This window comes from Nocardia brevicatena NBRC 12119 (assembly GCF_000308495.1).
In the GTDB taxonomy this organism is placed as follows: domain Bacteria; phylum Actinomycetota; class Actinomycetes; order Mycobacteriales; family Mycobacteriaceae; genus Nocardia; species Nocardia brevicatena.
Genome location: NZ_BAFU01000052.1, coordinates 56,059 through 69,221, shown reverse-complemented (window position 1 = coordinate 69,221; position 13,163 = coordinate 56,059). Strand labels below are relative to the sequence as shown.

Here is a 13,163-nt window from a genome sequence, read left to right as displayed (position 1 = left end):
TCATCGGCTGCGACACCACTCGGCTCGGTGCCTCCTCGGGCCAACACGACAGAGCGCGCACGCTGGGCGAGCTGATGTGATCGGCGAAAGCCCGACACTCCGGAGGCCATCGTGCCGATCGTGACCTGTGGTGCATCAGGGCACCCGGCGGCGAAACCACGAACCCCGGCAACGGCCTGGGGCTGCGCCGACCGAAACGGCAACCACGCTCAGACGCACGATCGATCGTCGGCGACGACCAGTGGGCTCATGCCGGTCCCCGCCGCGTGAGCCGATTCGCGGACGAATCGTTGTAGCCTGACCAGCTCGTCACCGCGGGCGCGAACGTCCGGATACCAGACGACCGGCGCCAGGTGATACCAGTGCAGTGGGTAGCGGATCGATGCGGTGGCTTCGTCGACGTCGACGGTCCGCTCTCCTTCCAACACTTCGTGGACGCGAACCGCGCGCATGCTGTGGCCGGCCTCCGGCCACAGCTCGCGCTCGTGTTGATATATCGCGATAACTTGTTGGACGGCTTGATCCAGGTAGGCGAACAGTCTGGTGGTGATCGCTTCCGCGACGGTGATCCGATCCGCCGGGGCGATATCGACGGTCTCCAGTTCCGCGAAGAACAGCTCGGTCATCCGCCACTGGCCAACATGGTAAGCACGGGTCAAGGCAGTGACAGGAGTATCGCGCTGAGCCAAGCGCCTGGTGTACTCGATGGCTGCGGTAGGAAGTCGGATCCGCGCCGCCGGGATGTCGTGCCGAAGGGCATGCAGCAGTGTGTCTACGTTTCCACTCACGCTGGCACCGAGTAATTCGATGGCAGGACTGTTGGCACGCAACTCGGGTATATCGTTCTCGGGTCCGCGATAGATACCCGCGCTGATATCCACCGCCCGCTCGTTCATGCGGGTGGCGATCCTCGCAACCCACTGGCCCACTTCGGCATCATCGCGACGAAAAGCCGTCACGATCGAAATAGTAGTTACTTGCGGTCACCGCCGCGGCACAACGCACAGTTGATATCGTTCTCCGGCGACGAATCCCCGACGAACTCGAGGGACGGACCACAGTACCGAGCCATGAATCCGTGATAAAGGCCGCTGATCGTCGAGACATGCGAAACACGATCATTTCGATGATCTGGGAAGAAATACCCGTGATGTGATCTACGTATTTTACGCCGCGCCCGTCAACGGAGCGGAGACAACACCATCCGGCCGGCGGACGACAAGTGGTGCATAATGCGGCCGAACGCCGCTCTTCCGGCGCGATCGTCATCCCGACCTCTTCGGCCGCTTCGCGGATCGCGGTATCGATCATCGACCCGTCGGCCTGCGGATGGCCGCTCGGCGCTGCAAACCTCCGAGACGCAGCCGTAGTTCCTTCATGCGCTCGTATTCGAATCGGCGTGATTCGAACCGCCGGCACGGCGCCCGAGATGGCGTAATACCGGAAACCGGAGGAATCTCCCCAGGTCATACCACGGCACGGCCGGCGCAATGGTATCCATCGGCTCGCGAGCACTGCGGACGAGGCGAGAAACAGCCCCGCCGCCTCGTTATCGTCGGTGTTCATGCAGGTCAGAGACCAGAACACGGAGCAAGCGGCCGAGGCCGCGCCCGTCCGGCTGCTACGCGCCGACCAGGCGCGGCGCATCGCCGATATCGTGCGCCACCAGATCCACGCGGGAACGTTCGGACAGACCCTCCCGAGTGAACAGGAACTGGCGGACGAGCACCAGGTCTCCCGCAACACCATCCGAGACGCGCTGGCCCTGTTGAAGGACGAAGGGCTCATCGCCCGGGCGCCACGCATCGGTACGCGGGTGGCGTCGCGGAAATACGACCACGGCCTCGACGCCCTGCTCGGCCTGCAGGAGACATTCGACGGGCACGGCACCGTCCGCAACGAGGTGCGGGCGGCCATGCGGATCAGCGCCCCGCCCGCGGTCGCGCGCCGTCTCGGTCTCGAACCGGGTGAACACGTGGTCTACGTGGAGCGGTTGCGGTTCCTGGACGAACAGCCGCTGAGTCTGGACCTCACCTACCTCTCCCCCGAGATCGGCACCCGCGTGCTCGACCACGATCTGGCCGACACCGACATCTTCGTTCTGCTGGAGCGGCTGAGCGGGCAGTCACTCGGCTCGGCCGACCTGGCGGTGGAGGCGGTGCCCGCCGACCGACACACCGCCGCCACCCTCGACGTCCCGCCGGCGTCGGCGCTGTTGATGCTCGAACGGCTCACCCGGCTCGACGACGGCACCCCGGTGGACCTCGAGTACATCCATATGCGCGGTGACCGAATCACCTTGCGCGGCAATCTTGTTCGATCTATTCCCGAATGGAAGGTGCTGTAGATGGCTCTCGCCGACCAGCGCGCCGATATCCCGGTCACCATCGACGAATCACTGTGCATCGAGGGCTGCACCCTGTGCGTGGAGATCTGTCCCCTCGACTCGCTCGCCATCAACCCCGATAACGGCAAGGCCTATATGCACGTCGACGAGTGCTGGTACTGCGGGCCGTGCGCCGCACGCTGCCCGACCGGGGCCGTCACCGTCAATATGCCGTATCTCCTGAGGTAGACCCAGCATGCGTACACGACGTTTCCTTATCCTCGCCGCCGCCCTCGCGCTCACCCTCACCGGGTGCGCGCTGGAGGGGGCGGCGTCCGGCGACACCGTGCGGGTGGTCGTCGGATACCAGTCCAAGACCATCAATACCGTCACCGCCGGCACTCTGCTGCGGGCGCAGGGGTACCTGGAACGCCGGCTGCACGAGATCACCGACGGCGGCGGCGCGCGGTATCAGGTGGAGTGGCAGGACTACGACACGGGTGCGCCGATCACGGCGCAGATGGTGGCGGAGAAGATCGATATCGGATCGATGGGCGACTATCCGCTGCTCATCAACGGTTCCCGCACCCAGGTCAACGAACGGTCGCGCACCGAATTCGTGTCGGTGACCGGGTACAACCCCAAGGGCGCGCTCAATATGGTCGTGGTGCCGCCGAACTCACCGGCGAACAACCTGGCGGACCTGCGCGGGAAGAAGGTGTCGGCGAGCGTCGGATCCGCCGGTCACGGCACGCTGGTGCAGGCGCTGACCCGTGCCGGGATCGACCCGAACACGGGTGTGGAGGTGCTCAACCAACAGCCCCAGGTGGGTGCCTCGGCGCTGGAGTCCGGCCAGGTGGCCGCGTTATCGCAGTTCGTGGCCTGGCCGGGACTGCTGGTGTTCCAGGACAAGGCGAAACTGCTGTACGACGGCGCGGAACTGAACGTGCCCACCTTCCACGGGGTGGTCGCCCGCACCGACTACAGCGAACAGCATCCGGAGGTATTGGACGCGTTCCTGCAGGCGCAGCTGGACGCCACCGAATTCCTCCGACAGGACCCCCTCGAGGCCGCCCGGATCGTGGCCGAGGGCTCGGGTCTGCCCCAGGAAGTGGTGTATCTCTACAACGGTCCCGGCGGCACCTCCTTCGACACCACGTTGAAGCCGAGCCTCATCGCGGCGTTCACCGACGATGTGCGATATCTGAAGACGATCGGTGAATTCGCCGACCTGGACATCGACGCGTTCGTCGACGACACGGCCATTCGGAAGGCATTCGCCGAGCGCGGCAGCGACTACGAGGCCGCGCTGGCCGACCCGACGAACCGCACCGCCGGCTCCGGCAACGAGCTCTGGCTTGCCGAACAGGCCACCACCCAACCGGCCGATAACCCGAACGCCCTGCTGCGGGCCGTGAAAACCGCACGCACCAAGGGGGAAACGGTCCGCGAGGCCTATGTTCTGGACGCCGAGCTGGGTACCCGCTGGTTCGCCGACAAGGCCGTCTGGTTGCGCGACGGCGACCTCTTCTTTCCCTTCACCACGGACGCCGCCGCCGAGCGCTATCGGCAGACCCACCCGACGGCCGTTCCGGTGAGCTACGACCAGGCCATCACGGAGGTCCGATCATGAGTATGACGGTCACCGCCGTCCCGGCCGATATCGTCGCAGTCACCGACACCACCGAGCACACCGACAAACGGCCCGGTTCGCCCTGGCCGGCCCGGGTCGCGCGGATCGGCTCGGTCCTGGCGGCGCTGCTGCTGTGGCAGCTGTTCACCGCGGCCGGCATCCGGCTCTGGCTGCGGTTCGACACCCTGCCGACGGTCACCGAGATCTTCTCGGCCCTGTGGCGCCAACTCGGCACCGACGTCTACTACCTGGACCTCGCCCAGTCGCTGATCCGTATCCTCAGCGGTTTCGGTCTGGCCACGGTCGTCGGGGTCGGCACCGGGATCGCGCTGGGCCGCTCCCGCTGGTTCTCCACTCTGTTCGGCCCGTTGGCCGAACTGGCCCGGCCGGTACCCGCCATCGCGGTGGTGCCGATCGCGATTCTGCTGTTCCCCGACGACGAAGCCGGCATCGTCTTCATCACCTTCCTGGCCGCCTACTTCCCCATCATGGTCAGCACCCGGCACGCCGTACGGGCCCTGCCCACGCTGTGGGAGGATTCCGTACGCACCCTCGGCGGCAACCGGTGGGACGTGCTGGCGCGGGTGGTGTTCCCCGGTGCGCTGCCGGGCGTATTCGGGGGCCTGTCGGTCGGTATCGGGGTGGCGTGGATCTGCGTCATCTCCGCCGAGATGATCTCCGGCCGCCTCGGCGTGGGCTACCGCACCTGGCAGGCGTACACGATCGTCGACTACCCCGGGGTCTTCGTCGGCATCATCACGATCGGTGTGTTGGGGTTCGCCACCTCGGCCGCCGTCGAACTCATGGGCCGCCGCGTCACACGCTGGCTGCCCCGTGGAGAGGAGAACGCGCGATGACCAGCGCCCTCGACTCCGTCACGACGGCCGGACTGCGGCTGCGACTGGACAATGTCTTCCTGTCCTATACCGACACACCGGTGATCGCCGGCCTCGGCTTCGAGGTGCGCCCCGGCGAGATCCTGGTACTGACCGGACCGTCCGGGTGCGGTAAATCCACCGTCCTGCGGGCGCTGGCCGGGCTGCTGCGCCCGGATTCGGGCCGGGTACTCGCCGATGACGAACCGGTGACCACCACCTCCCGCGACCGCGCGGTCGTCTTCCAGGACAACGCCCTGCTCCCCTGGCGCACTGTCCGTTCGAATATCGAACTGGCCCTGAAACTCCGTGGCGAACCCGAGGAGGGCCGCCGCGCGGTCGCCGACCGATGGATCGAGGAGGTCGGTCTCACCGGGTTCGGCGACTATCTGCCCAAGAGCCTGTCCGGCGGGATGCGCCAGCGCGTGCAGTTGGCGCGGGGGCTGGCCGGGGCGCCGCGCGCGGTGATGATGGACGAACCGTTCGGCGCCCTGGACACTCAGACCCGCGCCACCATGCAGCGGCTGCTCATCGACACGTGGCGCACCCATCCGACCACGGTCGTCTTCGTCACCCACGATGTCGACGAGGCGCTGCTGCTCGGCGACCGGGTCGCCGTGCTCGACCGCGCCGGCCAACCGCTGCGGGCGCTCGTCGACGTACCGAATCCGCGTACGGCCGACGAACGCCGCGCTGAACGCGCCGAGATCCTGGCGGCCCTGTCATGACCGCGCCCACCATCCGCATCCCCGATCTCGCCCGCACCGTCCGGCTGGACTGCGATGTGCTGGTGATCGGCGGCGGCACCGCCGGCACCATGGCCGCACTCACCGCCGCCGAACACGGCGCGAACGTTCTGCTGTTGGAGAAGGCGCACGTCCGACACTCCGGGGCCCTGGCGATGGGCATGGACGGGGTGAACAACGCCGTCATCCCCGGTAAGGCCGAACCGGAGGACTACGTCGCCGAGATCACCCGCGCCAACGACGGCATCGTCGACCAGCGCACCGTGCACCGGACCGCCACCCGCGGGTTCGCCATGGTGCAGCGACTCGAGCGCTACGGGGTGAAATTCGAGAAGGACGCCTACGGCGACTACGCGGTGCGCCGGGTGCACCGGTCGGGGTCGTATGTGTTGCCGATGCCCGAGGGCAAGGACGTCAAGAAGGTCCTGTATCGGGTACTGCGGCAGCGGAAGATGCGGGAACGCATCCGGATCGAGAACCGGCTCATGCCGGTGCGTGTCCTCACCTCCGGCGGCCGGGCCGTCGGGGCCGCCGCCCTGCACACCCGCACCGGTGAGTTCTACGCGGTGGGCGCGAAGACCGTGATCCTGGCGACCGGGCCCTGCGGTCGCCTGGGCCTGCCTGCCTCGGGCTACCTGTACGGCACCTACGAGAACCCGACCAATGCCGGCGACGGCTATTCCATGGCCTATCACGCCGGGGCCGAACTCAGCGGCATCGAATGCTTCCAGATCAATCCGCTGATCAAGGACTACAACGGCCCGGCCTGCGCCTATGTCGCCAACCCGTTCGGCGGCTACCAGGTGAACGCCCGGGGCGAACGGTTCGTCGACTCCGACTACTGGTCGGGACAGATGATGGCGGAGGTGAAACGCGAGATCGAGTCCGCGCGCGGCCCGATCTACCTGAAGGTGTCGCACCTGCCGGAGGAGACCCTCTCCACGCTGGAGGGGATCCTGCACACCACCGAACGCCCCACCCGCGGCACCTTCCACGCCAACCGCGGGCACGACTACCGCACCCACGATATCGAGATGCACATCTCCGAAATCGGTTTGTGCAGTGGGCATTCCGCATCAGGTGTGTGGGTGGACGAGAACGCCCGCACCACCGTGCCCGGGTTGTACGCCGCCGGCGACCTGGCCTGTGTCCCGCACAACTACATGATCGGCGCGTTCGTCTTCGGCGAGCTCGCCGGCACGCACGCCGCGGGCACACTGGCCGATATCACGACCCCCGCCGACCTACCGGCCGACCAACTCGAAGCCGCGCACGAACTCGTGTACCGCCCACTGCGCCACCCGGACGGTCCGCCACAGCCCCAGGTCGAGTACAAACTGCGCCGTTTCGTGAACGACTACGTGGCGCCGCCGAAAACGGCCACCAAGCTCTCGATCGCGGTGGAGACATTCGAGCGAATGCGCGCCGAGATCGCCGAGATGGGCGCCCGCACCCCGCACGAGCTGATGCGGGCGGTGGAGGTGTCGTTCATCCGCGACTGCGCGGAGATGGCGGCACGCAGTTCCCTGACCCGCACCGAATCCCGCTGGGGTCTGTATCACGACCGTGCCGACCTGCCCGAACGCGACGACCGGACGTGGCGGTATCACCTGAACCTACGCAAGAGCGCGGACGGGTCGATGGAGTTCCTCAAGCGTCCGGTGGCGCCGTATCTGGTACCGGTGCCCGGATTGGACGAGCTGCCGGCGGTGGCCGAGCCCGAGATCATCCCGCAGCCCGAACTCGTCGACCATCGTCCGCCGGCGGCTGCCGACTCGCGTGTCGCGCGGTCGGCGGGGGAACCGCCCACCCCGCCGTCGCCGCAGATCCTCGCCCTCCTGGCCCTGGATTCACCGACCGCGCAGGATATCGAGGGCTACCTCGCCGACGACGAGGCCGTCGTCCGGGCCGCGGCGGTCGCGGCACTCACCGAACACACTCCGGGCGGTTTCGCGCCGCTGCTCGTCGGCGCCCTCGACGATGCGGCGTCCTCGGTTCGGCGGGCCGCGGCGGCGGCGCTGCGCGAACTCGTGGAGGTACTGCCCTCGGCCGAGGGCCTCGCGGACCGGCTCTCTTCCCCCGACCCGGTCGTCCGGGCCACCGTCCTGGACCTGCTCCGTGCCCTGCGGGCGGGAACCGCGGCACAGTACGTCACCGCATCGGCGGATCCCGACCACCGGGTGCGGATCGAAGCGATCCGGGCGCTGGTCTCGTTGGACCAGTACACCGCGATCGCCGCCGCGGCCGACGACCCCGATCGGGAGGTTCGCATCGCCGTCGTCCAAGGTCTGGCCGCCATCGGCACCGGCGGCGCCGATGTGGTCCGCACTCTCGCCGGCGATCCCGACCCACTCGTCCGCGCCGCCGCGTTCACCGCCTTCGCCGACCTCGGAGCAACACCCGACGATGTCACCGAAATCCACACCGCATTGCGCGATACGGCCTGGCAGGTTCGGGTGGGTGCCGCCCGTGGCCTGGCCGCGGCCGACCCCGACACCGCCTTCCCGGCCCTGTCCGAGGCGCTTACCGACCCTCACCTGGATGTGCGCAAGGCGGCGGTCCTGACACTGGCCGACCGGCCCGAGCACCCGGCCGCCCGCGCCGCACTGGAACGAGCCGTCGACGATCCGGACGCCGATGTCCGCGCCTACGCCCGCCGAGCGCTGGCCACTTGATACCGGCGGCACCGGGTACCGGTCGCGGCGGGTCGTGACGCGCGCCGGTGACCGGTACCCGGTGCCGGGTCAGGACGCCAGGCTCCTCAGCAGCTCGACGGTGCGGTTCTGTTCGTCCTCGCCAACGGCATATCCCTGGCGACCGGATCCCTCCCCGATCCGGGGCAACGCGCCGACACACTGATCGGTGTCGCCGCCGAAGGGCTCCTGCGCCACTCTCCACACGAGTGACCTCACCGCTTCTGTGGAGCAGCCTCCCGCCGCGATCGGATTCCACCTTCCCGGCCAGACCGGAAATGCCAGGGCGTCGGACGGAATACCGCCGTCATCGACGGTATCGAAATCGGCGATGCCGGTTCGCTGCGCGGTCCGCGCCTCCCGCGACCGCTCGAGGAGGGTTCTGTTCACGGTGATCGCAACCCGTGTCACGGACGCTGTCGCCACATAGGTTCAGGGCCTCTATTGAGGTTTGGGGAGCACCAGCATGGCCAAATTGATCATCTTCATCTTCGTCGGTCTCGGCGCGCAGCTCGTCGACGGCACGCTCGGGATGGCGTTCGGTGTCACCGCCACGACCCTGCTGGTGCTCACCGGCACCGGGGCGGCGCATGCGAGTGCCGCGGTGCACTTCGCGGAGGTCTTCACCACACTCGTCTCCGGCGCGTCGCACTGGCGGTTCGGCAACGTCGACTGGAGGGTCGTGCTGCGGCTCGGCGTTCCGGGCGGTATCGGCGCCTTCCTCGGCGCCACCGTACTGTCGCGGATCTCGACCGAGGCGGCGGCGCCGGTCACCGCCGGCATCCTGTTGGCGATCGGCGTGTTCCTGGTCTATCGGTTCTCGGCCCGGCCCCCGGCCTTCACCACGTCCCGCCAGTCTCCCCACACCGCCACATTCTTGACGCCGCTCGGCCTGTTCGGCGGATTCATCGACGCCAGCGGTGGCGGCGGCTGGGGACCGGTCACCACCAGCACACTGCTCACCACGGCGAAGACCACTCCGCGGACGGTGATCGGGTCGGTGAGCGCGTCGGAGTTCATCGTCTCCGCGGCGGCGAGTGTCGGCTTCCTGCTCGGGCTGGGGTCGGACTTCTTCGACAACCTGCTGATCATCGCCGGCCTGGCCATCGGCGGCGTGCTCGCCGCGCCGCTCGCGGCCTGGTTGGTGAGCCGGGTGGCGCCGGCGGTGCTGGGCACCGGGGTCGGCGGTCTGCTCGTCCTGACGAACGCGCGCGCCCTGTTCAAATTCTTCGGTATCGAGGGTGCGCCGCGCACCGTGTCCTACGTGGTGATCGTCGCGGCCGCGATCGGACTCACCGCGTACGCCTGGCTGCGGACACGGCGAGAGGCGGCGCATGCGGAAGCGGACGGTACCGCGACCGCGGATACCGAAACCGCAGACACGGATGTCGAACTCGAGTCCATCGTCGAGCGGATCGACTCGAATTCCGCCGAGACCGTCGACTCCGTGGAATCCGGTGGCGTGCCCGACGCCGCGGGGGCACCGGCCCGATAAGACCGGAGAACAAGGCCCAGGGTGAATGTGGTGCCCGGGCCGACCGGGTAGTCCGGTCGGCCCGGGCACCGTGGTATCACCGGGCAGCGAGCTCTGGTGCGTCGCAAGGTTGCCCGCAACGAAATATCCGAGAAGGGATATCACGAACGCGTGACCCGGTCCGGTGACGACCGTCGACGGTGAACACCGTTCGCTCGTCACGACATCGACACAGGGGCGAGTGGAACCGGATCGGCCGAAAACCAACCGGGAAGTCGGATCGGCCATTTCCACAACACGCCGACACCAACTCCAGCAGGATGGCGTACGAACCGGCGCCGGAAGTAGGAATTTCCCTCATACCACGCCCGAAAGGGTAGCCGGCACGGTAAAAGTCCGAGCTGTGGCCGAGGGAGAACTCGACACCCACGAGGGCCGGTTCGTGGAAGTGAAGCGCAGGGAGTACCGAGAGAAAGAACCATGCACAACAACAGATCTGGGCGGAGACGATGGATCGCGACACGCATCGCGCGAGTGTCGGTGGTGATATGCACTGCCGCCGCGGCCGCGGTTACCATGTTCGAAACGGCGCCCGCAGCAGCGGCGGCACCCACATGCACCGATCAACGGGTCGCGGTCACCGTGCCGACCCGCGCGGAACTCGCCGGCTCGCTCTGCATACCCGCGGGCGGGGCAAAAACCGTCCAGCTACTGGTCGCAGGCGGTACCTACAACCACTCCTACTGGATGTGGCCGGGCCGTTCCTATGCCGCTGTGGCCAATAGCGCCGGATTCGCCACCTTCGCGGTAGACCGCCTCAATACCGGAGCATCGTCGTATATTGATCCCACCACGGCGAATTTCACCGCGAACGCGGAAGGCCTGCACCAAACGATCAACTGGCTGCGGACCCGGCACGGGTTCACCACGGTGGTGCTGGTCGGTCATTCGATCGGCTCCTACACCGCACTGCGGCACACCGACATGTATCCACGTGATGCCGATGCGGTGATCTTGTCCGGGATCTCCAGCTGGGTTCAATCGGAAGCGATCAACGCAACTTTTGGCGGTAAATCGGCCCTCCCGGCTCCGCTGTCGGGAGTCGAGACCCTGCGGCACCGCTCGCCGGGTGACCTGGTAATCCAGGCCGAGCTGCGAACGAGAATGTTTCACGCTCCGGACACCGACGAGTCGATCGTCGCCGCGGACAACTCGTCGATGGACTCCTTCCCGGTGGGCGAAATGGTCGACGCACTCGCGGACTTCACAGCGCCCACGAAGGCGACACACAAGGTCGCCGTACCGGTGCTGCTGGCCATCGGCAGCGCGGAGGCCTTGTTTCATTGCGCTCCGGGTGTGCCGTGCCAGGATGCCGCCGCGTGGGTGGCGAACGAACGACCCCTGTTCCCGCACGCACCGGTACTCGAGGGCTATGTCCTTCCGAACGCGGGCCACTGCATCAACCTGGCGAACAACGCGAACGCATGGTTCACCGCCGCACAGAAGTGGGTCGAGGCGAACACCGACAGCTGACCACCCGAGAGTCCACCGGTCGGGCTGTGTGCGTGTTGAGGTGCGACCGCTGGAATCGACATCGGGCCAGTCGCCGAAGCAGGCGAGGCGGGCACCACCTGAGCCATCGGGACCCGATGTGGTCCGCCTCGCCGCGAAGCCGGCGCCTCAGCGTCGCCCATGGCGAGGGGACCCGGCGGGACCACGGGCGCGGTCTCAGCGGCGCAACACTTTCCGCGCGATCCGGTTGCCCAGGAACTGGATCGCCTGCACACCGGCGATGATCAGCAGTGTGGCCACCAGCGTGACCTCCCAGTCGAAGCGCTGGTACCCGTAGACGAGGGCGAAATCGCCCAGGCCTCCGCCGCCCACCGTGCCCGCCATGGCGGACATGTCGACGATCGCGATGACCACGAAGGTGTAGCCGAGCACCAGCGGTCCCAGGGCTTCCGGGATCAGGACCGTGAGGATGACGCGCAGCAGCCCCGCACCCATCGCGCGGGCCGCCTCGATCACGCCGGGATCCACGGTGACGAGGTTCTGTTCGACGATGCGGGCGATACCGAACGAGGCCGCCACGATCATCACGAACAGCGCGGCTTCGGTGCCGATGGTGGTCCCCACCACATTCAGCGTGATCGGACCCAGTGCCGCGAGCAGGATGATGAACGGAATGGGCCGGACGATATTGACCACGACATTGAGCAGGAGATGGATCGGCGCATTGGCCAGCAAACCGCCCCTGCGGGTGGTGTAGAGGGCGGTCCCGAGGGACAGGCCGATCAGACCCGCCACCACGAAAGTGACCGCCACCAGGTAGATCGTCGTGCCGATCGACTCCAAGAGAACCGGCCGAAGCTTGTCCCAATCCGTCTGCACCGATTTCTCCTCACCGCCGCCGGAGTTCGGCGACCACCGCATCGACGGCGTTCGGCGGGCCGTCGAGCGCGAGCGTGATACTGCCGAAGGTCTTGCCCTGGAGCGTGCTCACCCCGCCGTAGACGACCTCGAACCGGACCCCGCTGTGCGCGGCGGCGGTCAGGGCGGGGCCGATACCGCGCTCGTCGTCGATATCGACCGTGACAAGGTGTCCGGAGTGCAGTTCGCCGAGGCGGCGCAGTTCCTCGGGGGCGGGACGATTGTGCAGGACGGTCTCGACGAACGAGCGGGTCGGCGCCGAACGCGGGGCTGCGAATACCTCGAATGTGCTCGCCAGCTCGATGATTCGACCCTCCGCCAGCACCGCCACCCGGTCGGCGACCGCACGGAGGACGTCCATTTCATGCGTGATCACCACAATGGTGATGCCCAGTTCCCGATTGACCTTGCGCAGCAGGCGCAGCACCTCGCCGGTGGTTTCCGGGTCGAGTGCGGAGGTCGCCTCGTCGGCGAGCAGCAGCGACGGCGAGGTGGCCAGGGCCCGTGCGATACCCACCCGCTGCTTCTGACCGCCGGAGAGTTGGTCCGGATAGCTGCCGGCCTTATCCGACAGGCCGACGAATTCCAGTAGCTCGGCCACCCGGACCCGGCGTTCGGCCCGCGGCCGGCCCGCCACCTTCAGCGCGTACTCGATATTGCCGGCGGCGGTGCGGGATCGCAGCAAGTTGAATTGCTGGAAGATCATGCCGATATCCCGGCGCAGCCGGCGCACCTGCTTCTCCGGCACGCTGGTGATGGGGGTGCCGCCGACCAGCACGGTACCGCTGGTCGGCCGTTCCAAAGCGTTGATCAATCGCACCAGCGTGCTCTTGCCCGCGCCCGAGTAGCCGATCACGCCGAAGATCTCACCCTGCTCGATCCGCAGATCGATATCGGCCAGTGCGGTGTACTCCTGTTTGCCGGCGCGGAAAACTTTTCCCACCGAACGGAATTCGACAGCGGGCACGAAATCCGTCCGTGCGGAC

The 13,163-nt window shown here is 67.4% G+C and carries 13 protein-coding genes; 8 read left to right on the top strand and 5 right to left on the bottom strand.

Annotated elements, in window-relative coordinates; genetic code table 11:
- Positions 1 to 209: 209 nt before the first annotated feature.
- Both ON20_RS38775 and ON20_RS36315 read right to left on the bottom strand, forming a co-directional pair.
- Positions 210 to 959 carry an RsbRD N-terminal domain-containing protein gene (locus ON20_RS38775; RefSeq protein WP_245547183.1) on the bottom strand — a complete coding sequence of 250 codons (750 nt, stop codon included), beginning with the start codon at positions 957 to 959 and terminating at the stop codon, positions 210 to 212.
- A complete protein-coding gene (locus ON20_RS36315; RefSeq protein ID WP_157228808.1) occupies positions 937 to 1,566 on the bottom strand; it encodes an NUDIX hydrolase in 630 nt (209 codons plus the stop codon). Before ON20_RS36315 ends, ON20_RS38775 begins: the two co-directional genes overlap by 23 nt.
- Here ON20_RS36315 and ON20_RS11825 point away from each other — a divergent pair.
- From ON20_RS11825 to ON20_RS11800, 6 genes are read left to right on the top strand one after another with little or no spacing between them, the layout of a single operon-like run.
- Positions 1,565 to 2,347 carry a GntR family transcriptional regulator gene (locus tag ON20_RS11825; protein ID WP_051162288.1) on the top strand — a complete coding sequence of 261 codons (783 nt, stop codon included), beginning with the start codon at positions 1,565 to 1,567 and terminating at the stop codon, positions 2,345 to 2,347. The genes ON20_RS36315 and ON20_RS11825 overlap by 2 nt on opposite strands.
- Positions 2,348 to 2,575: a 4Fe-4S dicluster domain-containing protein gene (locus tag ON20_RS11820; RefSeq protein ID WP_040835249.1), complete on the top strand. Its 228-nt coding sequence runs from the start codon at positions 2,348 to 2,350 to the stop codon at positions 2,573 to 2,575.
- A 7-nt stretch (positions 2,576 to 2,582) separates the two neighbouring features.
- Positions 2,583 to 3,959 carry an ABC transporter substrate-binding protein gene (locus tag ON20_RS11815; protein WP_040835248.1) on the top strand — a complete coding sequence of 459 codons (1,377 nt, stop codon included), beginning with the start codon at positions 2,583 to 2,585 and terminating at the stop codon, positions 3,957 to 3,959.
- Positions 3,960 to 3,961: 2 nt separating this feature from the next.
- Positions 3,962 to 4,816, top strand: coding sequence for an ABC transporter permease (locus tag ON20_RS11810; protein WP_083864860.1), 855 nt, complete (start codon positions 3,962 to 3,964; stop codon positions 4,814 to 4,816).
- Entirely contained in the window at positions 4,813 to 5,562 is a 750-nt protein-coding gene (locus ON20_RS11805) for an ABC transporter ATP-binding protein (RefSeq protein WP_040835247.1), read from the top strand. Before ON20_RS11810 ends, ON20_RS11805 begins: the two co-directional genes overlap by 4 nt.
- 11 nt (positions 5,563 to 5,573) lie before the next feature.
- Complete coding sequence (locus ON20_RS11800) at positions 5,574 to 8,255, top strand: fumarate reductase/succinate dehydrogenase flavoprotein subunit (RefSeq protein ID WP_040835337.1); 2,682 nt, start codon at positions 5,574 to 5,576, stop codon at positions 8,253 to 8,255.
- 69 nt (positions 8,256 to 8,324) lie between these two features.
- Here ON20_RS11800 and ON20_RS11795 read toward each other — a convergent pair whose 3' ends face one another.
- On the bottom strand, positions 8,325 to 8,663 hold the full coding sequence (locus ON20_RS11795) for a hypothetical protein (RefSeq protein ID WP_157228807.1): 339 nt from the start codon (positions 8,661 to 8,663) through the stop codon (positions 8,325 to 8,327).
- A gap of 76 nt (positions 8,664 to 8,739) precedes the next feature.
- Here ON20_RS11795 and ON20_RS11790 point away from each other — a divergent pair, with 76 nt between their 5' ends.
- Together ON20_RS11790 and ON20_RS11785 are read left to right on the top strand one after the other, a co-directional pair.
- Positions 8,740 to 9,768: a sulfite exporter TauE/SafE family protein gene (locus ON20_RS11790; RefSeq protein WP_083864859.1), complete on the top strand. Its 1,029-nt coding sequence runs from the start codon at positions 8,740 to 8,742 to the stop codon at positions 9,766 to 9,768.
- A gap of 555 nt (positions 9,769 to 10,323) precedes the next feature.
- Positions 10,324 to 11,280, top strand: a complete 957-nt coding sequence (locus tag ON20_RS11785; RefSeq protein WP_157228806.1) for an alpha/beta hydrolase — start codon at positions 10,324 to 10,326, stop codon at positions 11,278 to 11,280.
- A 195-nt stretch (positions 11,281 to 11,475) separates the two neighbouring features.
- Here ON20_RS11785 and ON20_RS11780 read toward each other — a convergent pair whose 3' ends face one another.
- Complete coding sequence (locus tag ON20_RS11780) at positions 11,476 to 12,180, bottom strand: methionine ABC transporter permease (protein ID WP_438803406.1); 705 nt, start codon at positions 12,178 to 12,180, stop codon at positions 11,476 to 11,478.
- On the bottom strand, positions 12,149 to 13,144 hold the full coding sequence (locus tag ON20_RS11775; RefSeq protein ID WP_040835333.1) for a methionine ABC transporter ATP-binding protein: 996 nt from the start codon (positions 13,142 to 13,144) through the stop codon (positions 12,149 to 12,151). The genes ON20_RS11780 and ON20_RS11775 overlap by 32 nt, the downstream gene beginning before the upstream one ends.
- Positions 13,145 to 13,163 lie beyond the last annotated feature (19 nt).

Bases quoted from the DNA above. Each gene is read 5' to 3' on its own strand.
- ON20_RS11825 (WP_051162288.1), top strand. From the start codon at position 1,565: ATGCAGGTCAGAGACCAGAACACGGAGCAAGCGGCCGAGGCCGCGCCC.
- ON20_RS36315 (WP_157228808.1), bottom strand. From the start codon at position 1,566: ATGAACACCGACGATAACGAGGCGGCGGGGCTGTTTCTCGCCTCGTCC.
- ON20_RS11820 (WP_040835249.1), top strand. From the start codon at position 2,348: ATGGCTCTCGCCGACCAGCGCGCCGATATCCCGGTCACCATCGACGAA.
- ON20_RS11815 (WP_040835248.1), top strand. From the start codon at position 2,583: ATGCGTACACGACGTTTCCTTATCCTCGCCGCCGCCCTCGCGCTCACC.
- ON20_RS11810 (WP_083864860.1), top strand. From the start codon at position 3,962: ATGACGGTCACCGCCGTCCCGGCCGATATCGTCGCAGTCACCGACACC.
- ON20_RS11805 (WP_040835247.1), top strand. From the start codon at position 4,813: ATGACCAGCGCCCTCGACTCCGTCACGACGGCCGGACTGCGGCTGCGA.
- ON20_RS11790 (WP_083864859.1), top strand. From the start codon at position 8,740: ATGGCCAAATTGATCATCTTCATCTTCGTCGGTCTCGGCGCGCAGCTC.
- ON20_RS11785 (WP_157228806.1), top strand. From the start codon at position 10,324: ATGTTCGAAACGGCGCCCGCAGCAGCGGCGGCACCCACATGCACCGAT.
- ON20_RS11780 (WP_438803406.1), bottom strand. From the start codon at position 12,180: ATGCGGTGGTCGCCGAACTCCGGCGGCGGTGAGGAGAAATCGGTGCAG.